Origin of the sequence: Brevundimonas sp. UBA2416 (genome assembly GCF_002343105.1) — a bacterium.
Lineage (GTDB): Bacteria > Pseudomonadota > Alphaproteobacteria > Caulobacterales > Caulobacteraceae > Brevundimonas.
The window spans coordinates 63126-87450 of record NZ_DDRM01000009.1 but is presented as its reverse complement, the minus strand read 5'-3'; the positions used below and the strand labels follow the sequence as shown (position 1 = coordinate 87450).

At 64.4% G+C, this 24325-nt stretch carries 26 protein-coding genes and 1 tRNA gene; 11 read left to right on the top strand and 16 right to left on the bottom strand.

Translation table 11 applies throughout. The features are described 5' to 3' along the window. The first annotated feature begins 17 nt into the window (after positions 1-17). The 10 genes from B3E43_RS02560 (at position 18) to B3E43_RS02515 (ending at position 8775) form a co-directional block, all read left to right on the top strand. The gene (locus tag B3E43_RS02560) at positions 18-1088 is read left to right on the top strand and encodes an isoaspartyl peptidase/L-asparaginase family protein (protein ID WP_292026326.1); all 1071 of its coding nucleotides are present in this window, start codon (positions 18-20) and stop codon (positions 1086-1088) included. Continuing rightward, positions 1085-1456 (top strand): cupin domain-containing protein, encoded by a 372-nt coding sequence (locus B3E43_RS02555; RefSeq protein ID WP_292026325.1) that lies wholly within the window; start codon positions 1085-1087, stop codon positions 1454-1456. Before B3E43_RS02560 ends, B3E43_RS02555 begins: the two co-directional genes overlap by 4 nt. After that, positions 1456-1962, top strand: a complete 507-nt coding sequence (locus tag B3E43_RS02550; protein WP_292026324.1) for a methyltransferase family protein — start codon at positions 1456-1458, stop codon at positions 1960-1962. Before B3E43_RS02555 ends, B3E43_RS02550 begins: the two co-directional genes overlap by 1 nt. Beyond that, positions 1953-2219, top strand: a complete 267-nt coding sequence (locus B3E43_RS02545; RefSeq protein ID WP_292026323.1) for a hypothetical protein — start codon at positions 1953-1955, stop codon at positions 2217-2219. The genes B3E43_RS02550 and B3E43_RS02545 overlap by 10 nt, the downstream gene beginning before the upstream one ends. Positions 2220-2339: 120 nt before the next feature. Next, entirely contained in the window at positions 2340-3113 is a 774-nt protein-coding gene (locus tag B3E43_RS02540; RefSeq protein ID WP_292026322.1) for a hypothetical protein, read from the top strand. Positions 3114-3157: 44 nt separating this feature from the next. Then, on the top strand, positions 3158-4165 hold the full coding sequence (locus B3E43_RS02535) for a fumarylacetoacetate hydrolase family protein (RefSeq protein ID WP_292026321.1): 1008 nt from the start codon (positions 3158-3160) through the stop codon (positions 4163-4165). A gap of 199 nt (positions 4166-4364) precedes the next feature. Continuing rightward, positions 4365-5147: a hypothetical protein gene (locus B3E43_RS02530; RefSeq protein WP_292026320.1), complete on the top strand. Its 783-nt coding sequence runs from the start codon at positions 4365-4367 to the stop codon at positions 5145-5147. A 69-nt stretch (positions 5148-5216) separates the two neighbouring features. Continuing rightward, positions 5217-6101, top strand: coding sequence for a hypothetical protein (locus B3E43_RS02525; RefSeq protein ID WP_292026319.1), 885 nt, complete (start codon positions 5217-5219; stop codon positions 6099-6101). A 218-nt stretch (positions 6102-6319) separates the two neighbouring features. Further along, positions 6320-7564 carry a tyrosine-type recombinase/integrase gene (locus B3E43_RS02520; RefSeq protein WP_292026318.1) on the top strand — a complete coding sequence of 415 codons (1245 nt, stop codon included), beginning with the start codon at positions 6320-6322 and terminating at the stop codon, positions 7562-7564. A 146-nt stretch (positions 7565-7710) separates the two neighbouring features. Next, positions 7711-8775: a DUF3800 domain-containing protein gene (locus B3E43_RS02515; protein WP_292026317.1), complete on the top strand. Its 1065-nt coding sequence runs from the start codon at positions 7711-7713 to the stop codon at positions 8773-8775. On the opposite strand, the gene B3E43_RS02510 is transcribed toward B3E43_RS02515, so the two are convergent. The 12 genes from B3E43_RS02510 to B3E43_RS02455 form a co-directional block, all read right to left on the bottom strand. Then, entirely contained in the window at positions 8772-8990 is a 219-nt protein-coding gene (locus tag B3E43_RS02510; protein ID WP_292026316.1) for a hypothetical protein, read from the bottom strand. The genes B3E43_RS02515 and B3E43_RS02510 overlap by 4 nt on opposite strands. 151 nt (positions 8991-9141) lie before the next feature. Beyond that, positions 9142-10071 (bottom strand): hypothetical protein, encoded by a 930-nt coding sequence (locus B3E43_RS02505; protein WP_292026315.1) that lies wholly within the window; start codon positions 10069-10071, stop codon positions 9142-9144. Next, on the bottom strand, positions 10068-11135 hold the full coding sequence (locus tag B3E43_RS02500; protein WP_292026314.1) for a DUF262 domain-containing protein: 1068 nt from the start codon (positions 11133-11135) through the stop codon (positions 10068-10070). The genes B3E43_RS02505 and B3E43_RS02500 overlap by 4 nt, the downstream gene beginning before the upstream one ends. Before the next feature lie 143 nt (positions 11136-11278). Continuing rightward, entirely contained in the window at positions 11279-12328 is a 1050-nt protein-coding gene (locus tag B3E43_RS02495; protein WP_292026313.1) for a BsuBI/PstI family type II restriction endonuclease, read from the bottom strand. Further along, positions 12325-13962: an HsdM family class I SAM-dependent methyltransferase gene (locus B3E43_RS02490; RefSeq protein ID WP_292026312.1), complete on the bottom strand. Its 1638-nt coding sequence runs from the start codon at positions 13960-13962 to the stop codon at positions 12325-12327. Before B3E43_RS02490 ends, B3E43_RS02495 begins: the two co-directional genes overlap by 4 nt. A gap of 462 nt (positions 13963-14424) precedes the next feature. After that, positions 14425-15516, bottom strand: coding sequence for a HigA family addiction module antitoxin (locus B3E43_RS02485; RefSeq protein ID WP_292026311.1), 1092 nt, complete (start codon positions 15514-15516; stop codon positions 14425-14427). Positions 15517-15543: 27 nt separating this feature from the next. After that, positions 15544-15843 carry a hypothetical protein gene (locus tag B3E43_RS02480; protein WP_292026310.1) on the bottom strand — a complete coding sequence of 100 codons (300 nt, stop codon included), beginning with the start codon at positions 15841-15843 and terminating at the stop codon, positions 15544-15546. Positions 15844-15924: 81 nt separating this feature from the next. Continuing rightward, positions 15925-17400, bottom strand: a complete 1476-nt coding sequence (locus tag B3E43_RS02475; protein ID WP_292026309.1) for a hypothetical protein — start codon at positions 17398-17400, stop codon at positions 15925-15927. Then, on the bottom strand, positions 17390-17794 hold the full coding sequence (locus B3E43_RS02470; RefSeq protein WP_292026308.1) for a hypothetical protein: 405 nt from the start codon (positions 17792-17794) through the stop codon (positions 17390-17392). Before B3E43_RS02470 ends, B3E43_RS02475 begins: the two co-directional genes overlap by 11 nt. 113 nt (positions 17795-17907) lie before the next feature. Beyond that, positions 17908-18345, bottom strand: a complete 438-nt coding sequence (locus B3E43_RS02465) for a hypothetical protein (RefSeq protein WP_292026307.1) — start codon at positions 18343-18345, stop codon at positions 17908-17910. Beyond that, positions 18345-18623 carry a hypothetical protein gene (locus tag B3E43_RS02460; protein ID WP_292026306.1) on the bottom strand — a complete coding sequence of 93 codons (279 nt, stop codon included), beginning with the start codon at positions 18621-18623 and terminating at the stop codon, positions 18345-18347. Before B3E43_RS02460 ends, B3E43_RS02465 begins: the two co-directional genes overlap by 1 nt. Positions 18624-19286: 663 nt before the next feature. Beyond that, positions 19287-20714 carry a recombinase family protein gene (locus B3E43_RS02455; RefSeq protein ID WP_292026305.1) on the bottom strand — a complete coding sequence of 476 codons (1428 nt, stop codon included), beginning with the start codon at positions 20712-20714 and terminating at the stop codon, positions 19287-19289. Positions 20715-20848: 134 nt separating this feature from the next. On the opposite strand from B3E43_RS02455, the gene B3E43_RS02450 reads away from it, so the two are divergent. Beyond that, positions 20849-20933: transfer RNA gene (locus B3E43_RS02450), tRNA-Leu, on the top strand. Between the two features lie 30 nt (positions 20934-20963). Here B3E43_RS02450 and B3E43_RS16170 read toward each other — a convergent pair. The 4 genes from B3E43_RS16170 to B3E43_RS02435 all read right to left on the bottom strand — a co-directional run bounded on the left by B3E43_RS16170 (position 20964) and on the right by B3E43_RS02435 (position 24214). Beyond that, positions 20964-21428, bottom strand: coding sequence for a sigma factor-like helix-turn-helix DNA-binding protein (locus B3E43_RS16170; RefSeq protein ID WP_366517881.1), 465 nt, complete (start codon positions 21426-21428; stop codon positions 20964-20966). A 635-nt stretch (positions 21429-22063) separates the two neighbouring features. Continuing rightward, the gene (locus B3E43_RS02445; protein ID WP_292026304.1) at positions 22064-23347 is read right to left on the bottom strand and encodes a type IV secretory system conjugative DNA transfer family protein; all 1284 of its coding nucleotides are present in this window, start codon (positions 23345-23347) and stop codon (positions 22064-22066) included. 308 nt (positions 23348-23655) lie between these two features. Beyond that, entirely contained in the window at positions 23656-23871 is a 216-nt protein-coding gene (locus B3E43_RS02440; protein ID WP_292026303.1) for a conjugal transfer protein TraD, read from the bottom strand. Between the two features lie 37 nt (positions 23872-23908). Then, complete coding sequence (locus tag B3E43_RS02435) at positions 23909-24214, bottom strand: conjugal transfer protein TraD (protein WP_292026302.1); 306 nt, start codon at positions 24212-24214, stop codon at positions 23909-23911. Between the last annotated feature and the right edge of the window lie 111 nt (positions 24215-24325).

The following is a 24325-nucleotide window of genomic DNA, read 5'->3' as shown; positions in this document are numbered from 1 at the left end:
AACCGAGGATACCGGCAATGAGACCGATCAGCCTTTCCATGGCGGTCACCGCTCTCGCCCTGGCCCTCTCCGCCGCCCCCGTCGTCGCGCAGGACGCGCCGCGCTGGTCCTTCGCCATCCATGGCGGCGCCGGCGTCATCGAGCGCGCCAGCCTGACGCCCGAACAGGACGCCGCCTATCGCGCCGCCCTGCATCGCGCGCTGGAGGCCGGGTCGGCGGTGCTGGCGGCCGGCGGGTCCTCGCTGGATGCGGTGCAGGCGGCGATCGAGCTGATGGAGGACGACCCGCTGTTCAACGCAGGGCGCGGGGCGGTCTTCACCGCCGCCGGGCGCAACGAGCTGGATGCCGCCGTGATGAACGGCTCGGACCTGACGGCCGGGGCCGTGGCCGGCCTGACCACCACCCGCCATCCGATCGCCGCCGCGCGGGCGGTGATGGAGCGGTCGCCGCACGTCATGCTGATCGGCGAGGGGGCGGATACGTTCGCCGCCTCGGTCGGTCTGGAGCAGGTCGATCCGACGTATTTCTTCACCGAGCGCCGCTGGCGGGGGCTGGAGACGGCGTTGCGGGCGCAGAACCTGCCGATCCCCGAACGGCCGGCAGGCGCGCCGGGTCCGATGGCGGAGAGCACTTTGCCGGCGCCGCCCCTGAACGAGCGGAAGTTCGGCACGGTCGGCGCGGTGGCGCTGGACAGCGAGGGTCGGCTCGCGGCGGGCACCTCAACCGGCGGCATGACCGCCAAACGCTGGGGCCGGGTCGGCGACGTGCCGGTGATCGGGGCGGGCACCTATGCGTCCAACCGTGAGGGCTGCGCGGTCTCGGCGACCGGCGACGGCGAATACTACATCCGCGCCAGTGTGGCCCGGGACATCTGCGCCCGCATCGCCACCGGGTCAGCGACCCAAACCGCGGCCCAGGCCGAGGTCGACGACGCCCTGGCGCTGGGCGGTTCCGGCGGCGTCATCGTCATGGATCTGCAGGGACAGCCCGGTTTCGCCATGACCAGTTCGGGCATGTATCGCGGGGCCGCCTCCAGCGCCTCGCCCGCCGCCGTGGCCATCTATGGCGACGAGGACCTCCGCCCGTGACCACCGGCGCGACCATCGACCTCGCCGACAGGTTCGCGGCCTTCTCCGACCACTGGCGGCCCCGTGTCGCGGCGCAGCTGAACGGACAGGACGTGCGGCTGGTCAAGGTGCAGGGCGTCTTTCCCTGGCACCGCCATGCCGAGGCCGACGAGATGTTCCTGGTCTGGAAAGGCCGGTTCCGGGTCGAGTTCCGGGACCGCGTCGAGATACTGGATCCCGGCCAGTTCATCGTCGTGCCGCGCGGCGTCGAACACCGCACCGCCGCCGACGAAGAGGCCGAGGTGCTGATCTTCGAACCGTCGGAGGTGATCAACACCGGCGACGCGGCCGCTTCCGAATTCACCGCGCCGCAGGGACAGACGATCTGATGAGCAAGCCCGACACCCCCGGCGTCATCGCCCCGCCGCCGCTGATCTACCTCGGCTTCCTGCTGGCCGGCTGGGGTCTGGCGACGGTCGGGGCCCGGCCGGAAGCGATCGAGGGCGGATTCGGCTGGCTGGCGGCGGGACTCGGTCTGGAGATTCCGATCCGCCGCGGCGTGGCTCTGGTCCTGATCGTTGGCGGTCTGATGCTGGACGGCTGGGCGGCGGGCCTGTTCCGGCGGCGGGGGACGGCGGTCGAGCCCTGGAAGCCATCGACGGTTCTGATCCACGAGGGCCCCTACCGTTTCAGCCGCAATCCCATCTATCTCGGCTTCGCCATCAGCTATGTCGGTCTGGCCATCGCCATGGACAGCGCCCTGGCCCTGTTCCTGCTGCTGCCGTGTCTGGCGGTGGTCGACCAGTTCGTGATCCAGCGCGAGGAACGCTACCTCGCCGCCAAATTCGGCGCGGACTATGACGCCTATCGCGGTCGGGTACGGCGATGGCTGTGAGCGATGACGAGCTGTCGGCCATGGCCATCGAGGAGCTGGATCAGGCCTGCAGCCTGATCTGGCCGGAACTGGTCAAGATCACGCCCTGGGGCGACAGCTTCATCGGCATCGCGCCGTCGGGCCGCGAGGTCGAGGTCGAGCGCCGCTATCTCTGGGCTCATGAACCGGAAGGCGCGGTGGCCGTCGAGATCGAGGTTCGCGACCCGGGCTCCCGCACAGGAGCAGAAGCGCGGGCCCTGATCACCCCGCCGCGCTGATCGCTCCCGAGAATCGCCTCTTACGGGAATCGATCGCGCCGTTAACCTTTGTCGTTGCCAAGCGGAGCGGTGGGCGCAAGATGCGCCCCGAACGGTTCACGGCCTTCGAAGGGGAGCAGCATGTCCTACGGCGCAGACTTCGCCAACGCCGACCCGGCCAATGCTCCGCTGGATCCGACGATCATGATCGGCGCCGACCCGTTCTTCTGGGGCGCCATCCTTCTGTTGATCGCCGCGGCGCTGTTCGCCGGCTATTTTTTCGGGGCGCGCTCCCGTAGCCACCGCGCCGACGCCGCCCAAGCCATCTGGAAGGCCATCCATGACGCGGCGCGTTCCGCCATGGGCGCGGATGACAACGCCTTGAAAGGGAAGGCCGAGGCCCTGCGCAAGGTGATCGACGAACGGCTGGGCAAGACGCTGAAGCTCGCCGGCGGGCTTTCCGCCCGGATCAAGAAGCTGGACGACGCCATCGCCGGCAAGGGACCGGTCCAGCCCGGCGGCGGCGGCAGCAGCGGCAGCGGCCAACCTCCGCAGCGGGCCGCCGGCGGCCAGGGCGGCGACGCTGGCCAAGGCGAGTCCGGCCACGGCGGAAGCGGCGGTGGAGGCGGCGGCGGCGGTGCGGCGGCGGCCGCAGCGGCGAGCGTCACCGTGGTCACCATCGGCGGGCCGGCGACCACGACGCCTACCCCCCCGCCGAGCCCTCCGACCATCGGCGATCTGAGCCATCGCGAGCAGACAGACGCCCTGCGTCTCGCCGTCGCCGCCTTCAACCAGCACTGGCGCGATGAAGCCGCCCGGGTGGGCGAGCTGCGCGACGCCCATGCCGAACTGTCCAACCCCGGGTCGGCGCACAAGTCGTCCGGCCACGGCAAGGTCTCGCACGGCGGACACTGAAAACCCGGTTTCGTCCTCCGGAGAAACCGCCTAAGCCTTGGGCCATGAAACTCGCCTCGCTCAAGCACGGCCGTGACGGCCGCCTCGTCATCGTCTCGAACGACCTCGCCTGGTTTACCGACGCCTTCCTGATCGCCCCGACGCTGCAGGCGGCGCTCGACGACTGGGACCGGCTGGAGCCGGACCTGCGTGCCCTGGCCGAAAGCCTTGAACACGGCGGCGTGCCGCGCGGCCGGTTCCACGAACGCGAGGCCGCGGCGCCCCTGCCCCGCGCCTATCAGTGGGCCGACGGCTCGGCCTATGTGAACCACGTCGCCCTCGTGCGGCAGGCCCGCGGCGCGGAAATGCCAGACAGCTTCTGGACCGATCCCCTGATGTACCAGGGCGGCTCCGACGGCTTTCTCGCCCCGCGCGATCCCATCCCGCTGGCCGACGAAAGCTGGGGCTGCGACCTCGAGGCCGAGGTCGTCGTCGTCACCGGGGATGTGCCCCAGGGCGTGACCCGTGAAGAGGCCCTCGGCTACATCCGGCTGGTCGGCCTGGTCAATGACGTGTCCCTGCGCAACCTGATCCCGGCCGAACTGGCCAAGGGCTTCGGCTTCGTCCAGTCCAAGCCCGCCTCGGCCCTGTCGCCGGTCTTCGTGACGCCCGATTCGCTCGGCGACCGGTGGGCCGACGGCAAGCTGAAGGGCGAACTGGCGGTCCAGCTGAACGGCGCCGATTTCGGCAAGGCCGACGCCGGCGTCGACATGACCTTCGACTTCGGCACCCTGATCGCCCACCTCGCCAAGACCCGCGCCCTGTGCGCCGGCACCATCATCGGTTCTGGCACGGTCTCGAACCGCGACGCCGACGGCGGGCCGGGCAAGCCGGTCAGCGAGGGCGGCCTCGGCTATTCCTGCATCGCCGAGGTCCGCACGGTCGAAACCATCCAGCGCCGCAAGGCCGAGACCCCCTTCCTCAAGGCCGGTGATACGGTCCGTATCGAAATGCTGGACGACCACCACCACTCCATCTTCGGCGCCATCGAGCAGACGGTCGCGGCGGTATAGGTCTCCCCCGCCAGCACCGCCGCCGGTCCCTGACAGGACAACACCAGACCGCCCAGGGCGATTGTCAGCCATCGTCTCATCCCGCGTCGCCTTTCGTTTCAGGGACCAGAGGCGCCTGCGCCGCTTTACGGATGCGCGGGGCGGATTAAGGTTTGGCCACGTCTGCGGCCCGAAGCGGGCGCGCGGGAGGGGCGACAGCATGAAGTTTTCCACGGTGTTCGGCATGGCCCTGGCGATCCTGTTCGCCACGGCCTCACCTGCCCTTGCACAGGATGTGGCCGAGGACTGGGACCTCGCCGTCGATCCCGCCCAGGAGCTGACGCTGGCCAGTCTCGATTTCGGCGACAACGCACTCGCCCTGCGCTGCAAGGCCGGTGTGCTGGATTTTCTGCTGACCGGAACGCCGCTGTCGACGGAAGCCATCAGGGCCGTCCGGGTTACGGCTGGCGGGATCGCTGATGAACGTCAGGCCTGGCATACCCAGCCGGGACTGCCTGTGCTGTCGGCGTCCGAACCGGACCGGCTGGCCCGCCAGCTACGAGCGGGTGGCGATCTGGACGTGCGGATCGAACCTGTCGCGACCGGCGAGCGGCCGCTGCGATTCCGTCTGACCTTGCCGCCGTCCGGCGCAGCGCTGGACCGGGTGCTTTCCGCCTGTGGCGCGTCACTGACCGATGAATGGGATTTGCGGCCCCGGGCAGGCGGAACCGTTACCTGGGCGCATCAAGTGCTGCCTGAGTACCCGGAGGCTGGGGCCATGCGAAACATTGGGCTGGCTTCGGTCAGAATGGCCTGCATCGTTCCGGCCAGCGGTCGCTTTGAGGAATGCCGGATCCTGTACGAAGCCCCGGAGGGCCTTGGATTTGGCCGCAACGCGCTTGCCGCTGCTCGAAGTTCGAGTGTCGCACTGCCGCCCGGCGACCTCAGCGATGTCGGCAAGGTCGTCCAGTTCACGATGCGATTCCGGATGCCCGAGAATTAGCCGCCAAGGTTGACGCCTGCCGCCCTTCGCCACAGAAGGTTGCAGCAGTAGCCAGCCCGGATTGTTCCCATGAAGCGTCCCCTCGTCACCCTGCTCGCCTGCGCGGTCGCTCTTCCGGCCCTCGCCCAGGACGCCTCGCAGGACTGGGACCTGGTGAATGACGAGCGACGGAAGTTGATGGTCGCATATTCCCAGTTCAACAACGGCGTCGGGATCGCGACCCGCTGCGTCGACGGCGGGTTCGAGGCGGTCATCACCGGCCTGCCGCCCGCCGGCCGCGTCTCCAACCGGCCCCTGCGCATCGCGTTCGGCGAGGATGAACTGACGTCGTACAACTGGAGCGTCGGGATCGACGACACCATCGCCGTCAGTCAATTGCCGGCTCCGTTCGCGCGGGAGCTCAGGGAAGGCGGTCGGCTGCGGATACTCGTGCCCCGCGGCGCGCCCGACGGCCGAAACCTGATGTACGACCTCACCCTGCCGGCCTCATCGGGCTCGATCGACCAGACGCTGACCACCTGCAACCGGCCGCTGGTCGATCCGCGCGACGCCGAGCTGGACGCTCTCCAGGAAGACGGCGTGCCGACCGACCTGACCTGGGCCGTCCGGCCGACGCCGCGGTTTCCCCGCACGGACTATGCGCGCGGTTTCGCCGTTGCGACCTGTGTGAGCAATCCCGACGGGACGCTGCGCGATTGCACGATCGAGTCCGAACATCCCCGCGACGGCCGCTTCGGTCAGGCGACGCTGGACGCGGCCCGCCGGGCGCGGGTGCAAAACGTGGCTCAGCCGGGCTCGCCGGTGCCGGTGAAGCGGGTGCTCTTCAAGGCCAACTACGTTGTCGCCGGCTACCAGACGCCCGAGGATCTTGCGCGGCAACGCGAAGCCGCCCGACTCGAGCGCGAGGAACGCGCGGCCCGACGCGCCGCCGCCGCCGCCGCCGAACGCGATTGACCTGATCGGACCACGCGAGCTACCAAGCGCGCCTGCCAAAGCGAGCAACCGGCCTGTGCGGGCGTGGTGGAACTGGTAGACGCGCCGGACTCAAAAGCCCGTCAATCACGTCAGTTTTACCGAAGGCACGTTGATTTTATAGCACTTTTCTGGCCCTATGGTGCGGCAGGCGCCTAGCGCAGTGCTAGCGCAAACAGCGCATTTTGGAGGCCCTGTCGATGACCACTCGAAACGCGCTTCTCGGCGGCAAAGTCCAAGTCTTCAAGCGGCCGAACAGCCCGCACTGGCAGTGCTCGGCGTCCGTCGGCGGCCGTCAATTCCGCAGCACTACGAAGCAAGAGAGCCTCGCTCTGGCGAAGGACTTCGCCGAGGATTGGTTTCTGACCCTTCAAGGCAAACACCGTTTCGGCGGCGGCATCGCCCCTAAGCGATCAGGCAAGACATTCAGGGAGGGCGGAGAGCAGTTCGTGCGCGAGTACGAAGCCCTCACCTTGGGGGAGCGGAACCCAGAGTACGTCAAGGGTCACAGTGATCGACTGAGGGTTCACCTCTACCCCTTCTTCGGCGACAAGCTGCTGAGCGAGATCACCCCCGGGCTGGTGCAGGAGTACCGGGTTCACCGGATGACATCCCGGCTCGACCCGAAAACCGGCGAACCGAAGCGACCAGCGCGCACCACTCTGCACCATGAGATCGTGACGCTTCGTCAGGTCCTGAAGACAGCCAATCGACACGGCTGGCTAGCCATCCTCCCCGACCTTTCGACCCCGTACAAAACGTCTGGCAAGATCGTCCATCGGGCATGGTTCTCCCCGGCCGAGTACAAGCTCCTCTACGAGGCCACACGCGAACGAGCCGCCAACCCCCGACACAATCGGGGGCGTTGGGCCTTCGAATCCCAACGCCTGCACGACTACGTGCTGTTCATGGTCAACACCGGGCTTCGCCCTGACGAGGCCGGCCGCTTGGAGTTCCGGGATGTCGAGATCGTTCTCGATGAAGACTCCGGCGAGCGCATCCTGGAGATTGAGGTGAGGGGTAAGCGGGGCGTGGGCTACTGCAAGAGCATGCCCGGCGCTGTGCAGCCCTTTCGTCGCCTCTCACAGCGGAACACGCCAGTCGGGGCAAAGGTGCCGAAGCCTACCGAAAAGGTCTTCGGCTGCACCCCGCGCGAGCTGCTCAACACCGTCCTGGAAGAACTGGACCTCAAGCGAGACAGGGATGGTCAGGTGCGCACCGCCTACAGCCTGCGGCACACCTACATTTCCATGCGCCTCATGGAAGGCGCTGACATCTACCAGATCGCCAAAAACTGCCGCACCAGCGTCGAGATGATCGAGAAATACTACGCGTCCCACATCAAGAATATGATCGACGCGTCGGCCATCAACGTTCGGCGTCCTAAGCCGAGCCGAAGAGCGGGAACCCGCTCGACACCACCGGGCGAACGCCCAACCTCGTGAACACTGTCGTCCTAGCAGATTATTGCCCAACGCGTTTTACCGGACCGACCGAAACGCGCCACAAGCGGACCTTGGCTTGACATCCGATCGCGGAACTTGAGCTGGTGGTCCGTCTAGCCACCGCCGCCCCTTCCCTCCGGATGACCATGGATCTGTTTTTCGACGAGTCGGGTTTTACGGGCCGCGCGCTACTGGATCCGGACCAGCCCTTCTTCAGCGTGGCCTCCAGCATTCTGACCGATGAAGAGTCGGCGGACTTCCTGCGAGCCGCCTTTCCTAACTTCCGGGGACGCGAAGCCAAGTTCCAAGCGCTGTGGCGCAGACCCGCCAACCGTCAGGGCTTCCAGCGGCTGGTGGAGCAGTTCGCCGCCCAACCGGACCGCCTCTTCGCCTGGGTCGTCGACAAGCGGTTCTGTGTTCTCCAGAAGATGATCGACTTTCTGGTCGAGCCCCTGATCCACGCGGCCGGCCGCGATTTCTACGCCGACGCCCATGCCGTCAGGTTCAGCAACCTGGTCTATTATCAGCTCACCCTCGGCGAGGAGGACATCTACGGCCGGGCGACCAACGCCTATTACCGCTTCGCCCGCGACCCGTCCGACGCCGAGCTGGCCGTTCTGCAGGCCGCCCTGATGGACATGAGGGACAATGGACCGCCCCGAACGCAATGGTTCTTCAGACTCGCCCATCTTGGCGCAGAACAGTTCCACCGGTTCCACGTGATGGGCGACTTCGCCGACACCGCTGAAATCCAGCTGAGCTGCGTTTTGGCGTCGCTCGCCCATTGGCGCGCAACCGTCCCTGACGACTTCCGCATCCTGCACGACGACTCGCGCAACTTCTTCGCCCAGCGGGAGATGTGGGCGCTGATCACGGCCCAGGACGTGCCGCCCCAGTTTCACCACGGCGGGTTCGGGCCGGCCATGGAGTTCCCCTTGCGCGTCACAGAGACCCTGGCGGCGAACTCGGAGCTCCACCCGGCCATCCAGCTCTGTGATCTGTTCGCCGGCCTCGTCAACAAGACCCACAACCCGCGGCCCGAGGAGCTCGATGTCGTCAACGCCCTGATCGAGGGCGGGCTCGGCCAGATCACGATTAACGGTCTGCGTCCGACCCCCAACTTCCCCCAGAGTCCGCCCCGGCCTCTGTACGGACCGGACGTGGTCGATCAGCTCCTAGGGGTGATCTACCCCGAGAGGCCAGAAGACTAGGTCAGTTCGCGGCCGGCGCGCGTCATTTGCGAGTAGAGCTGGCGGGCCTCGGCTTCATCATAGACCACACGCCCCTGAAGCGGCGGGTTGAGGGGGTAGAACATCGTAACCGGAACCGGATCGGTCCGGTCGCGACGCCAGAGCGCGGTTGCGCCCAGATGCTCCAGCAACGTCCAGCGGCCGGGCTCGTTTGGCGGTTGGAGCGTCGATTTCATCGCTTCAGCCTAGCGGGCCGAAGTCGTCAAGCATGAGGCGAGTATCTTCCAGCGTAAGGAAGTCTCATGGCCTGTTGCGCGGATCAGACGCGGCCCTCGGCCAGCAAGTCGATCGACCCGCAGGGAAGCGGTGGCTGGTCATGACGCAGGCTCAGGCCTGACCGTCGCGCCCGAGGTGGATGATGCGGTCATGGCTTACGGCCATCCAAGCCGGCAGGTCCATTTCGTCATGGACGACGAGTTTGGCGCGTCCGGAGCGCTCAAGCTTGCGCTCTAGATTGACGACCTGGCTGTTGGCGAGCGCTTGAACCACGAAGGCGTAGGGCGAGAGATTGCGCGGCAAAAGTCCGACCCGACGGCGCTCGGCTTCGACCAGCTCGACTAGATCGTCAGCCTTTTTGTCGCCGATCCGCAGGGCGAGCTGGATGTTCTCGGCCAGTCGCTTGCGGTCGGCCGGCAAGGCGTCATCCGGCCAGATCCGCTCGACTGCGGCGATGACCTTGAGGATATCGGCGGTACGGCCGTCCTGCTTGGCGTGTTCAAGCATGGCCTTCACCTGAAAGGCGATCCGGCTCTTGGGCCAGCTGACCGTATCCGTCTTATAGACCAAATCATGGGTGGCGACGCCCCAAGCGTATTGGAGGATCGTCTTGAGCTGGACCTCGAACTGAAGGCCGGTGAGGTCTTGGTTGCGACTGCTGGCGGACTCCCGGCGACGCACATAGAGCCTAAGGTCGTCGAAGACGAAGTTCGACGCCTCCTTGTAGGTTTCCTGATCATTCGGCGGCTTGCGTTCGTGCAGGTCGAACAGCGAAAGCACCAGATCTTCGGCCTGCTGGAGCTGGGCCTGGGTCTGGACCACGACGGTGCAGGCGAAGAAGTCTTCGGGCGCAGACGGGTTTTCGATTCGACCCGTTTCGAGTTTGAGCGCGAAGCTCTCGAGCGACTTGACCCGCGCACGATAGAACCAGCCCTGCTCGTCACAGCGCGGCGCGAGCTTCTCCTTCACCTCTTCGCTGAGGCGCCGGTACCGGGCGTCGGCCGCCTCGTGCAGGTCGCGGACCCGACTGTTGATCTTCATCCGGAGGTCAGGTCGATCAGGGCGGCGACCAGAGCCTCATGGCGCGCACGTCGCTGGGGTAGATCCGTGCTGGCGCCCCGCAGATTGGACGCATAGGTCTGGGCGAGCGGCGCGATCACATCCCCGTCCTCTACCGCAGGCGGATTGGCGCCGGCCTTGATGGCCGCACCGACCCGGTTCAGGAACTGCCGATACGGCCCCGCGAGCGCTGCGGCGTCCGGCAGGCGTGCGCGGTCGATCACCAGGACCGACCACAGGGTGTAGAAATGTCCCTGGACCTTGAAGACCTCGGTCAGGCTCGGATCGGCCTCGAGCATCTCCAGCACATAGGCCTTGATCGCTGCGAACTCCGCCTCGAAATCTTCAAGGACGAACATCGGCTGCTCGTCCAGGTCCTCATACTGGGCGTAGAGATCGTCGATCGCATCTTGGTCGAAGCCGCGCAGGGTCTTCTCAAGGGTGAGGATCATCAGTTCAGAGACGAACTGGACGTCCGCCATCCGCTTGGATCGTGCGCGGGTCATCAGGCCGAACTGCTTCCACTCCCCCGTCTCGGCCTCCGCCTCGGCGGCGTTGACGAACCAGCCGTCGTATTTGGCGTGGCGCAGCTCCTGAGGCGTCAGCTTGCGGGAGTTCCGGTTGATCCGCTCGAAGATGTTCTTGATCGAAGCGTCGGACACATCAGGGATTTGTTCTACAACGATCTCATAGTTCCAGAACAGTTCGCGCTGTTCGCGGCCCAGATCGTTCCACTTCTTCTTCTGGAGGCTGTTGTCCGCGAAGTCCTCCGGAAGGCGGACCTTGTTGGCCCGGAAATCAATGATGGTCTGGAGGCGTTGCTTGCCGTCGACGACGTGGAAGGTCGACTTGCCGTTCTCGTCGAGAGTCTTGTGCAGAAACACCGGCGGCGCCGGGAGATTGTTCATGACCGTGTCCATGAAGAACTCGCGGTCACGGCGGGACCAGACGCTCCGGCGCTGGTAGGGCGGCTCGAGGTTGAGCTGGGACTTTTCGTGCAGGTCCAAGAACCAGCTGATGTCCTGCGGACGTGGGCTTCGCGCCATCTCTTACTCCCCCTGTCGAGGCCAGACTGAACGCCGACGTCTGTGCGGCGCAACACCTGGACTCTCAACCTCCCGTTGCCCGGTTCACACGCGAGCCGTCAACGCATAAGTCTACGCCCGTGTGGAAGACGTGACCCGGGGGCCTACAGGCGGGCCCGCTCGCTCGCGAACTCCATGATGCGGTCAGGCTCGGCAGCGAACCAAGCAAAACTGCCCCATGCTAGGGTCGAAACCGTCTTCTTGAAAGGTGCCCCGCCCCGGTCGAGATAGGCGGTGACATAGGCGATCCGGTCCAGCGGGAAGCCGGTCTCCTGCGCCAGCTCCGCCAAGGCGACGCGCCGACGCTCATTGATTGGGCCGTCGGTCGCCACGACCTCGACGAACACCAGAAGCGGATGAGCCCCGCCGATGTCGGCGAGGATCACGTCCGGCAGATTCTTGTCTGCGACGATGTTGAGGCCAATCGACCGGGCTAGGTCGTCATAGCGGGCGACCACCTTGGCGCTGCTTTCCGAGATGAAGACGACGGCGGGCTCTGCCAGGAATCGCGGCGCGAAATCCTCGACTACGGCCTTGGTGATCAGGGAGCTCGGACCTGGCGACATGCGCCGGGTTTCGCCATTGGGAAACTGCAGAAGCACGCTCTCGTTGTCGGCCCCCGCGCCGCCCCTCACGATGGCTAGGCGAGCCAACGCGCCGGCGCTCATATGTCCGGCCTGCCAAGCGGCGATGGCGGCGTCCAGCGCCTCGCCCGACAGGTCGGGCGCGAACAGATCCGCAAAGCTGGATCCCAGCGCATAGCGAGGCTTGCTCGAGGTGGTCGGCAGGTCGGTGCGCTCTATCACCGCCCCCACAAAGACCAAGCCCTCGCGCAGAGTCTCGTCCCGAATGGGTTCGCGCGTATTGTCCTGATACCAGCGCGCCCCGTCGACGAAACCTCTAGGCTTGAGGATGCCGGCCGCATAGGCCTGCCGCGCCTCTTCACTGGTCTTCGCGGCCTGAAGGTCGGTCATGCGGTAGACGTGTTTGGGGCCAAGCCAGCCATCCTCGCCCTCGACCGCCCCAACATAGAGGGCCGTAAAAACCGTGCTCGCGGCCAGCATCCGGGTCAGATAAGCGCGTTGGGGCGCGCCGGCCGGAAATATGGCCTGGAGGCGCGCCTGTATCTCGGCCCGCTCGAGCAAAGCTCTCATGCGTCCGCCTCGGCATAGAGGCTGGCCAAGGCGCCCTCGAACGCGGGCGTGACCCCGCCTTGGTGCAGAAGGTCGGCCAGCGGCGCTACCTGATCCACGCTCGGCAAGGGCATCGATTCCAGTTCGAAGGCCGAGACCGCCACGCTTCCGCTGATGCAGCGGTAGACCTGATCCAGGGTCGCGCTGTTCAAAACTGCGGCCATCAGTTGCGCAGACACCCTAGGCCGACCGATCGCGCGGACCATGTTGAGATGGTTTTCAACCACGACGCCGCCGTGAGTCCGCACAAAGGCGGCCGGCAGTTCAGCGGCGATCAGGCGGCGAGATTGCTCCTTGGCGGTCGTGCGTTGCACCAGGACGCAGGGGTCCTTGACGATCAACCAGCCGTCCTTTGGTCCAGCATGGAACCAGGGCGAATGATTGCGCTTCTCGGCGCGGAAGCTGAACTGGCCGTTGGCGCTCACGGCCTCGGCCCAGATCAGAGGGTGCCGATCGCGCCCACCGCGTTCACAGAGCTGGTCCTTGAACCGGTTCCAGACCAGCGGACCGGTGGAGACTCTGTACCCCCAGTCGGCGAGGCGCGTCGGCATGCGCGCCGCCGCTTGTGCCAGCCGAGACTGTTCCGGCACCCGCGGCGCCAACCAAGGCGCGTCACGATCCTCGGGCAGCTGAACCGCGCCATTGCGGGTAAGCTTGGCCTCGCCGTCTGCTTCGACGGTGACATAGTGTACATGGAAGGGCTCGGGCGCGCCGCCCTTGCGGAAGACCGCGAGCATCGTCTCCTGCAGAGCGTCTTCGAAGACGCCGCGTCGGCTCTGCACGAAATCGATCGCCTCAGGGGGCGCCGCGTCGGCGAGCAGGCGGCGCAGCGCCGCAAAATACTGCCCGCCCAAGACGCTGGTTGGCGTCAGATAGGCTATCACGCCTCCGGGCCGGGTCCACTGCACGGCGATGTCGGTGAAGACCCCATAGAGATTGGCGTGACCGTAGAGGCTGCGGGAGAAGCGCTGGCGCTGCTCGGCCGTCAGCCGCAGACGCCCGTAGGGCGGATTGCCAATGACCAGATCAAACTCCGCCTTGGGCGGTCGCTCGAGCGTATCGCAAACATCGACCAACCGGGGACCGGCCACCCCCGCCCGTTGGGTCAGAGGCGCCAGCAGGAGATCGAGGCCGGTCTGTGCGAACCCTGCTGCGTGGGGGTCCAGCTCGAGCCCTTTCAGCCGACGGCCGAGGTGGTTGAGGACGGCCTTTGGTGTGGCATCCGGCAGAGCCTCGATGATCCGGGCCGCGACCGGCAGCAGGAAGGCGCCGCCGCCGCAGGCCGGATCCAGGATAGACGCCGTCGTCCAGTCGACCTGAGCCTCTTCGGCCAGCTCCACGAGCCGACTCACGAGGGCCGCAGGCGTATAGAAGGCGCCGAGCGTCGATCGGTCGTGGCTCGGCAGCAGGACCGAATACAGGGATGAAAGGCTGTCGACGGCTTCGGCGCTCGGCAGTTCGGCGGCGGCTCCGCCCAAGGCGTCGGCGAGACTGCGACCGCCGGCGTCCAACGTCCCGAACGGCACGGCGAAGGGCGGGTGGATCGGCGCGTCCGGCGCGGTCAGATCCTTCAACCGGTCAAAGGCGCGGCGCACGAATAGGGCCGCGGTGTCACGGCGCTGGGGCTCAGGGGTCTGGGTGATCCAGGCGCGGGCTAAGGGCCTGATGCGAGCAAGCTCATAGCGAGCGACCGCCGGGTCCGTCGCGAGCGCTTGCTGGGGGACAACCTTCAACTTCGCGATCATGCGATCGGCCATCCTTCGAATCCTGTCGACAACCTAGAGCAATCCGTACCGGATGGCAGCCTCGCACGCTTAAAGACCGGGTGCGTCAAAAACGGTCGCGCGAACAATCGCCGCTTAACGGGTCACAAGGCTCGGGTCGCGCCTGAACCGGTTCAAACCAAGGCGAGACCCTTGGACCCCTCGTTCTCGAGTTCGCCGTCCAGCCATTGCGGCCGCTAGGAACGCTGCGCGCCAATAGCAGACCTCGCCGCGGTCTCCCGGAGGCGACATCCGCGGACACGGCCAAAGCTCTAGGTCGGGGGATCGATCCCTCTATTCAGCCCAAGTGTAACGTTGTTTGAGCTTGCTCATCCGCGCATGCGGCAGGACCTTCCGGTACTGTAGCTGGCCCACGACAATGCCTGGGGCGATGCCTTGCTTCTCCGCGAACTCCACGACTTCATCCGAAGTTCCCTTGAACCGCGTGATGAAACGCGTAAGCGCGTCAGAGGGTATGAGGAAATTGGAGGCCCAGTCATTGGCTTCGGCCTCAAGCTCAGCAGCGACATTGGACATGCCGTTCCCATCGAGGAAGATCTGCTTGCGACTATGAAGCAGAAGATGTGCGCATTCGTGAAAGAAGGTGAACCAGAAGTGGTCGTTTGAAAGATGCCGGGCGGTCTGCTGAATCAGGGCCCTGCGCGGCGTCAGCCACCTAGACACGCCACTGAGCGCGACCTTGGGGAGAGCCTGCTCCAGAATGAAGACTACGCCAGCCTTGGCGCAAAGCTCGCGCATCTGAGGCAAAAAGACTTCAATCGTTTCCCGGGTGAGGCTCCGGATGGTCTTCAACGCCGCAAGAAACGCGCTTCTATCGAACTCTTCCGTCGATATGTCCTCAGCGCGTAAATCTCCGATCCTGAGCCAAGCGAGTACGGCCGCTTCCTCGCTCATGAACGACGGCGAATGACGATAGGCCACGGCCTGGAGTTCGACGAATCTCTCTCTGCAGGCCTCAACACTGCCGCAACCGAAAAATTGCAGGACTTCCCGGACGATCGCTGAACCTTCCTGCGGGAAGTCGATCAGATCACGCTTCGCCAACTCTTTAAGCGGGAAGGTCTGTGCCCACTCGATATGTGGCTCAAGCGCAGCGTCTTCCTTCTCGCGCGCCAAATGAAGGCGATAGCTGGACTCCATACCCATCCAGATCGCTGCAGACGTCTCTGTGACCCGTTCCAACTGGATCGCCGTTTCAGGCTCGATCGGCGCCTTGCCTGAAATGATCTCGGCGATGAGCTTGGCCGATCGGCCACAACGCCGGGCGAGTTCCCGGCCCGAAATGTCCAGCTCATCCAAGAACTCCTGGATAAAGACGCCAGGTGCTGCCGCATAGTCGGGTTGGTAGATATGCCGCTCAGACATGGCGGCCGCCCCTAGGGCGATCGCAGGTCACCCTTCTACTCCGAGAATCTCGATGGCGGTTATCTTTGACAGCTTGATCCCGGCGGGGTGCTGATCTGGTCTGAAGCGGAGTCGACGGGATTGGGCGAGGCTCACGGTGTAGGTTCCTTCCTCGGTAGTCAGGCTGACCGGTGGTTTGCGCGGGACGGCCGCCAAGACCGGCGCGGCGCCGAGCACGCCCATGCGGACGACGATCGACCCTGCGACCTCGACGCCGTACTTGGCGCGCAACGCACTAAGACTGTTGAAGACCGCGCAGGTCTGGGCGTCGCAGAAACTGATCTCCACAATGCGCCGCCCAAGCCACGTTGAATCGTTACGCGTGAGGAAACACCTGTTCGCGGGTCAGAGCAATCCCGGCGGACAGCGTCAGGCGGCCTTGTGAAGGGCCCGATGCCGGTCGATGACGGCGGCGCGAGTCACGCAGACGCAGTCGGCGTGTCGGTCCTCCTCGTAGTGGTCCCCGTAGTCGGGGCCCCATAGGAGACTGAGGAAGTATTGCGGCACCACTCCTACAGCGCCGGTCGTCTGATAGCGCACCATCTCCGTGATCATCATGCAGGCACTGAAAGTGGCCACGAACGGCACGGAAGGACGGAACCCCTCCGCAACGCCGTCGGCCGACAACGCCGCAGCATCTTCAAGCACCGAGCAGATTGGCTTGCCGATCCGTGCGGACAACCAAGCGCGCGAGGCGGGATTGGCGGCGGCGACGTCCGCCTCGGACAGCTCACGCGTCAAGTTTGAAAGACTCTCGACCGCCAACCCCGTCAGCCGCGCCTGCACGACTTCCGCGCGCTCCCCCGCCGGCCTTACATACATGCAGCGCAGGCAGGCGACGGGACCGGGCCAGGGATGGGCGCCGACCTTGCACTCCAACCGCGCGCCGATCGCGCCATCGACGATCAGGGTCGGCCAGAGATCCTGCACCGCATGTCGGGCCTCGACATTGTCGAACCCGCTCAGGACCACCGCCGGCGACCTCCCGGTCCGGTCTTGCATCGCCTCGATGTCGCCCTCGAAAGGCTCGACAGTCAGTTGCGGCCCGAGGAGGCCCGCTAGGAATTTCGCCTTTGAATCCGTGGAAGCGGCCCGCGTCAGCCGCAGACAGGTGCCCCAGTTCTCCTCGCCATAGGTTTGGCGGTCCAGCACCTCGCAGCGGCCTTGAAGCGGCAGCTGGGAGAGGAGGTGAACGACGCCGTTGCCGATGGCCCCCGCTCCAGCCACAAGCAAATCCACTTCCAGAACCGCCGGTAGTTCGGGCCCCGAAGCCGGGTCCGCATCATAGGTCCAGAGCGAGAAGGCGCACCCATCGAGAAGGGCACCCTTGTCTTCACGCAGCTTGAGCAGACGCTTGAACACTTCGCCGACGCCCAAGGAGGCCGCTGCTAGAGCGCCGACCGGGTTGGGGATTTTGCATGTCTGGCTGACCGGTGCGCCCGTAGAGCTCGCGCGGACGCTCCATCCGTCCGAGGTGATGACCGTCCAAGGCAGGTTGGCCCGCGGCGGGCCGCCGATCGACAGGATCGCCGCATATGGGGTCAGATCGATCGGCAAAATCCGAAAGACAGGAACCTCGTCCCAGGCATGTTGCTGCGCCCACGCTTGAAGCTCAGCTTCCAGATCGCTCAGCCCCGCCGGAAGGGCGACGACGAGCGATTTGGTGGTGCGCATGAGCAGAAGCAGTGCATCTCGCGCCATGTCGCGACCATTTGGCGTCCCAAGAACCTCAAGCGATCCGGTAAGCAGGACAGGTTCGGAAACGAATCTCTGAGGTTCGAAATCTGGGTCCGCCAGCGCCGCCGCGCTAGCGGTGAGACGGCTGAAACGATCATCAACGGTCATCGGAACCTCCTCCCACGACGATGAGAGGCGCGGTCCCGCCGGTCAGGGCGACCCTCCACGCCCGTTCCCAGGTTCCGAGGCGACGCCAGCTGCCGTGATCGTGAACATGAAATCCACACCGGCCCGGCGGGGTGTCAGGGTCCCGGGCGAAGTTCGGCGCCACAACCGACAGATATCCAGCCGCTTGGATACCGTACAACCGGTCTGCGTCCGACAGTTCGACCCAGTCGCTCGGATGCGAATGAATCTGGCCCACCAGATAGACGCCGTTCTCGATCATCACGTCGGTGACGTCGTCGAGCAGTTCAGCCGAGATCGACAGATGGTTAGGGGTCTTGACCACGCCAGGACCGCGAAGTCCGACGACGTGAGTTACGATGACCACGCCGGCCATCCGTCGTCCCAACCAGAGGGCGACACCCTCTCGCCCCAGCGCTCCGTCCGGCGCCATTTCGATCAGCGAGGTCCGCAGAGCGGCGGCCGGCAGCCGCCAGAGAAGTGGCGTGTTCAGCATCGGGGGGCGAACCTTCCGGTAAAGTGGCAGTCCAGTTCGTGCTGGAGGGTCACAACGATGAATCGCAGCGGGTTGCCGTGCATATTGAGCCGTTTGGTCGGGTCGGCTTTCCACTCGGGGTGAGTGACGAAGCCCTCCGAGGTCCAGTTCGCGCAGATGTCGTTCGGCGGGCGGAAACCTTGGCCGGTCGGCCAGGCTGACGGAACGTTCACCGCACCTGTCGCGGGATCGACGAACAGGACGCTGGGCGGCCAATCGTCGGAATATTTCGTCCAGGCCAATCGGGCCGTGAACACCTCCTGTTCGTGGCCCTCGGGCGAAAGGGTGACCCACACTTGGAGGTCGCCCTTTCGCTCAAGTCGCCAACGTTGCGCGTCGTCCGCCGCCATGGCCTCGAAATCTTCGTCGAGCATGAGCTTGGCGACGGTCATCAGCCTTGGACGATCTGCTGGCTGAGCTTCAGCGAGAGCGCGCTGGCGTGGCCCGCGAGGACGTCCAGAGTCACGGACAGGTCCTCCAAGCGATCCTTGTGCTGCATCAACACATAAGTGACCTGGTTGCCGCCCTCTTCGCCCTCCTTGAGGCCGAACTTGGCCAAGACGCGCGCCTTGAGCGAGCCCAGGGTTTCAGCCGGAGAGGCGCTCTTGTCCTGGAACGGCTTCCCGGCCGCCGGGTAGGTCACCGTCACGTTCAGTGTCGTCTTGGCCATCGGAATCTCCTGTTGGGCCGGAGGGAACGTCGCTCGAGAACGACGTCATCGATATGGCGCCGACCCGCATCCTTGTCCATCTTTTTGTTTCCTAATAGGCTACATTTTTAGAAACCTGCTATCTGCGCGATCGATCCCCATTTAGCGTCAGGTACCACCCTCCCGCTTGGCCATGCGGCGATCGGCGCCGGCCACGCGGCGCCCGACGGGGCCAAGTTGGTCCTGACGGCAGAATGGGGAAGACGGCATCTGCTCGACGACGCTCTCCGACAGCACCATCTGGGAGATGGGCGGAGCGGCCAGGTCCCCAAGCGCTTCCTCCTCACGCCGCGTTCCGTGGTCTAGGACCTCGCCGAGGTCGAGGCTTGGCTGGCGCTGCGCCGGACACTGCCGGTCCTCCACGCCACGCCGCCCTACGTCCACAAGCGCCGAACGCGGCCCGTTGGAGGCGCGGATCGAAACGAGCCCCGGCCGTTTTCGGGATGCCCAGGGTCAGAGGCCGGATCGAAGAGTTGCGTCACCCCCGTCGCCTAGGAGCAGACCTTCCCAACCGCCGCCTTGAGTCAGAGCAGGGCATTGAGCTCGCACCCTGCTGCGGCTGCAATGTGCGCCAACTGTAAGGATCAGGGGAGCTATCGTACGGCCTCACGTGCATCTACGCATTTATGACGGTCGCAGGTCCACTTGAAGGCCCCTGGACGGCGGACGGCGGCACTTGCGGGTCCGATCAGCCATCAAAGTTTGTTGGGCGTTGGGAGTATAGCCAATCGCTATGTAGGCATCAGAAATTGTACCAAACCGGCGGGTGAAAGTTGAAGGGCTTGGTACGCCGGGCGTCGCGTTGATGAGGTCGGTATTGAGGCGCCCATGTTGCTTCAAAACGTTGCGAAGCATGTCCAGCAGCTCGACAGTTTCATAGCGCGACACCGGGATCGCCTTAGGGGCTCGCTCGATGCGATCGGCGTACGCCTTCTGCACTGGACTTTGGACATAACCAGCAGCTTCGTAGGCCCCTTTCAAACCACCGAAAGCCCGCTTTATCGCAACGTGACCATATCTGCAGTGGTCCCGGACAACGCGGTCGCTCAGCTTGCCCCTCTCCGCTGCTACTCGCTGAAGGTCGGCGATAATTTCCTCCTTCGAAGGCCGATACCTGACGCTCTGGATTTTGGCTTGCACCTGCTCGAAAACATCAGGACCGACTATCGCAGGGCAGGCGTCGGGTGTGACGACCCAGAAGCGCTGATCCACCGGCTCCCGAATACCGCCGAGACGATGCCTGGACTTCCCTTGAGTGAGCCTCCCGCAGTACTTACCGTTGGTCAGAACCTGCCGCACGCGGGCAAGTGTCCAGCGGACGCCAAGTTCGGCCAGGATACCCTCCCGGTTCAGGGCTTCCATGACCGACGTATATGTTGCGCTGGGCGCGAGGAAGTCGTTGAAGATGCGGCGCACGATTTCGACCTCCGTCGAAGGCCCGAATACGAGTCGAGTGTGGCAGTGCTCAGCACTGGCACGTTCCCGGTGATCGCAGATCCGAAGCACAAGTCCTTCCGGATTTACGATAGCCCGACGATAGCCATAGCCGGGCAGGCCGCCGGTCCAATAGCTCCGGTTCCGTAGAACCATCTTCGCCCTCGTCAGACGGGCGCTAGACTCCCTGCTGAACTCGGCTGCCATCGTGCGTTTGACGTGCTTGATCAACCCAGACATGGCCGACCCGTCATTGCGGAACGACTCGGCGCAGTATTCCACAGGCACGCCAGCCTCTTGGCACATGAACTCGTAGTGAGCTGCTTGGTCCGGGTTCTGGAAGCGGCCCCATCTGCTGACATCGTAGACGAGGACGGCCTGAAAGGCCGATTGACCGCCGATTACGGTTCGAAGCAGGTCTTTGAGGGCTTGGCGCTTTTCGATGCCCACCCCGCTGATACCCTCATCAGCGTAGGTCTCAACGATCTGGTAGCCGTGGGCTGCAGCCCAAGTTGCGATAGTCTTCGCCTGGTATTCGAGCGACACATCCTGTCGGTCCGTCGACATCCGCAGATACTGTGCTGCGGGACGGCGGTGGTCGGTTTCTCGCTGATTCATACATCGAAGTGAGCATCGGTCCGTTAACCGACGGTCTGCAATTTATAGTTAGTGGCACGAGAAGCAGATTCATCGCAGCGATCCGCCGTTGAAATGGATAGGTGCCCGCGCTACGACGCCCGCCACACGCCTGTGCGGGTGTGGTGGAATTGGTAGACGCGCTGGATTCAAAATCCAGTTCCGAGAGGAGTGCCGGTTCGACCCCGGCCACCCGCACCAACCCTCAAGATCTTCAACTTGCAGGGTTCATCACACGGCCACTTCCGCTGCCTTCGACCTCGAAGGCCGAGAGGCCGAGACAAGATTCAACGTTTGGCCGAGCTCCAAGAGCGCCGCGCTGACGTGAGTTTCGACGGTTTGAGGGTCGAGTGCGAGATGGCTAGCAATCGCCGGGTAGCTCAGTCCGGCTACCCGGTGAAGCAGAAACACGTCTCTCGTCGTCGCAGGCAATCCCTTGACTGCATAGGCGCAGACTGACGTTGTGTCGTGAGGATCGAAGCTGCCAAACCGCCAGAGCAGTTGATGCCGCCAACGCCACCATTGGGTTCGATCCAGAAACCATAGTTCACGACGACGGGGATCACCCGACGTTCCCCTTGCCGGTCCCCCTAGCTGCGCGGGCGAGTCGCCCTCAAACTCGATCGCGCTTCTACGAAGGGCGGCAGCTAGATGGCTGTCGGTAGCGCGGCGCCTGCTGTGTACGCGGGGCCTCACGTTCTGACGGCATCTCGCGAAAGGAAGCGAGCCGCCTCATCCACGATTTCAGATTCGAGGCCCCCTTCATCATTCAGCAGTCGAGCTACGATCGCCAGCTTATGTGCGACATCCTCGACCGTTCGCGCCGGGAGGGTTCCGATAGCCGCGATGCAGCGAGTCTTGCGCTGATCGAGGTCCTCGAACTGCCCATCGATCCAACCCAGCCGAGATGTGACGGGGTCATCAGATGGTAGTCGTTGGAGTTTGCCAAACTTCCGAAGCACCGCGGCTTCGGCGATCGATCGTTGAGTTGTCAGATGGTTGACCTCTGCATCGAGCGCCCACCATTCCGAGCACCTTGCGGTAAGTGCCCCTTCGCCGCAGACACGCCAACGCGGCCAGGCTGGCGTGACAGCGGCAGCGCTGAGAACGCCACGGCGAGAAAGTGGCGGCAGTCGAGGACCCGGCTCTTTCAATGTGAGCTCCATCGTGGGCGGAACAACGTGTTCAGCTTTGGCCCGATGGATGCCGGCATCCAAGATATATTTGGAGTATATTTGATAGGGCGCTGGGATGTTGAATTTTACAATGCGCTTGTGAATACCCGCCAGTGTTGGGTGCGATGGTGGATCAGCCTCTCGGTGCCGAAGCAGCTACGAGACGTACAATCCAGCGAACTCGGTATCGGCGTAGTAGTGGATCTTGTGGGCCCACAACGGTGCGCGCCCTGGCCGAAGCAGGATCATCGAATGATCCGGAAAACGCATAACCTCGTCCGGCGTGAGGAGGTCCCGCTTCGCGTAGTTCAGCGTACTGGAAACTGAGGAACTCGACTGAGTGCTCCCGCCCTGCACGCTCCAGGAGTTCCCTGAGCTAGTTGTCTCACCGGAGGTGTAGAATGCCTCTGTGCCGACACCCAACGTTCGCGACACCCAGCTAGCTGTCTCGATATCTGCGACGTTGAAAACTTGGATCACTCCAGCGTTGGAAATGAACGTTCCCGAGCCTGCGCCGTAGTTCGCCCTGAGTTGATTGAGGTCTTGGAGGAAGGCCCAAAACTGCACCCCATAGCCAGCCATGAGCCCATAGGCGCGTTCGACTTGGTCAAGTCTCCCCAGCGCGGCGAACTCGTCCAGCAGGAACAGGACGCGTCCTCTCGCCTCGTTGTAAGCGCTTCCCGAACGCGCCAAGTCGCTTAAGGCCTGGGTCACCAGTAGTCGTAGCCAGCGCGAGTATGATGCCAGCCGTTCCGGCGGCAGCACGAGGAAAACGCTAGAGACGTTTTTCTGCAATTCGGCGAATTCAAAATCAGACTGCGCAAGCGCCGCGACCATGCGCGGGCTGTCTAGGAAGTGGGTGTGGCGTTGCGCCGAGGACAGAACCCCGGTCCCTTCTCGATCGCTTTTCCCCAAGTGCCGGTTCGCAGCCCGGGCCACGAGTCCGCCGGCCGCCATATTGCCTTGCATGCTTCTCAACAGAGCTTCAAAGCGGTCGGGCGCAGCCGTCAGGAGATCCCGCACCGCGCCCAAGGTTCGGCCAGTCGGTGGAGCCACGGTTACCACGTGCAGGATGACGCCTGCGATTAGCGCCTTGGCCTCTTCATTCCAGTGCGCTTCACCCGCTTGACCAGGCGGGTCATAGACCAACGCGTCGGCAATCAACGCGGCATCCTCGGCGATATCGAGGCTGTCGGGATCGAGGCAAGCCAAGGGGTTGAACGCGGAGGTTGGTTCGCCGGACACACCGAACGGATCCAATACATGCACGGGGCCGAAGCGCCTTCTGACGCTTGCTGTGATCCGTGCATTCTCGCCTTTCGGATCGATGCATACGACCGATCGAGAAAGTGTCAGCAGGTTGGGGATGATCGCGCCCACTCCCTTTCCAGAACGGGTCGGCGCCAAGGTTAGGAGATGAGCGGGTCCATCGTATCTCATCAACCAACGCTCTGGTGCGCGACCAATAATCAGGCCCTCCGCATTATCCAAATCCCGGCGAGCCTGCCGACTCTCCCCGAACGCGGCGCTCCCGTGAATGGTTGGGGGCGGACCGGAGTCCCCACCCCCCAACCAGGCAAAGTACCCGAACGCACCTCCTCCCACCGTCGCGACGACCAAGGCTATGTGACCCCAAAGCGCGGGAACTGTTTCCGAGCGAAAGCCCAGAGCCCACATGCAGAGCGCAACCACGAAGTTGCCGATCAGCGCCCAGACGATGATCGGCCTGATCGCGGCTAGCCTCCACATCAGTCTGAGACCTTGTTCGCCGTAAAGCTCTGAGTGCCGCGCCGCCGCCAGAGAGCGATGTGAGCCTCGCGATTCTCGCCGGTCATTTGATCGGCCAAGCTAAGGAAAGCCCCCAGCAGAACGGCACGGTCATCCTTCATCAATTCGACCAAATTGGCTTTCTGAACCAAGCCGCCAAGTTCGATGAGATGACGAGTACGCTCGCGACGTTTCACGACCCAAGTCCTCGTATCCTGCCGAGCCCGAATAGCCTCAGCCCGGCGCATCGCTCCCGACGCTCGACGCAACATGGAGGCGGCCACTCGAAGGCGCTTTCTGAGTGCGGCCCTGGCGAAAAAAGAAGGCAGCCCCACGCTGACGCCAACTGTCCGTCGCGTCGTTGTCACCGCTCGTTTCGACGGCCGCTATAAGCGCACCCGCCAACACTTCGACTTCAAGACTGTCCGCTCCAGTCGCCGCGACCAGCTCCCCGAGTTGGCTGATCTTGCGCGCCTTGAGGCCTTTTGCCTTGTCGGCCAGCGCTCGGAGTTCGGCGTCGATATCCCGGGGTTTGCGCACGCTATTACTCCATCAAAGAGCGTCGCGGTCGAGCAGGAACATACCCTATGAGGGCGCTTTTCGCTACCGACTTCAACCTAGGCGAAGGAACTACCTCACGACCAAATAGTT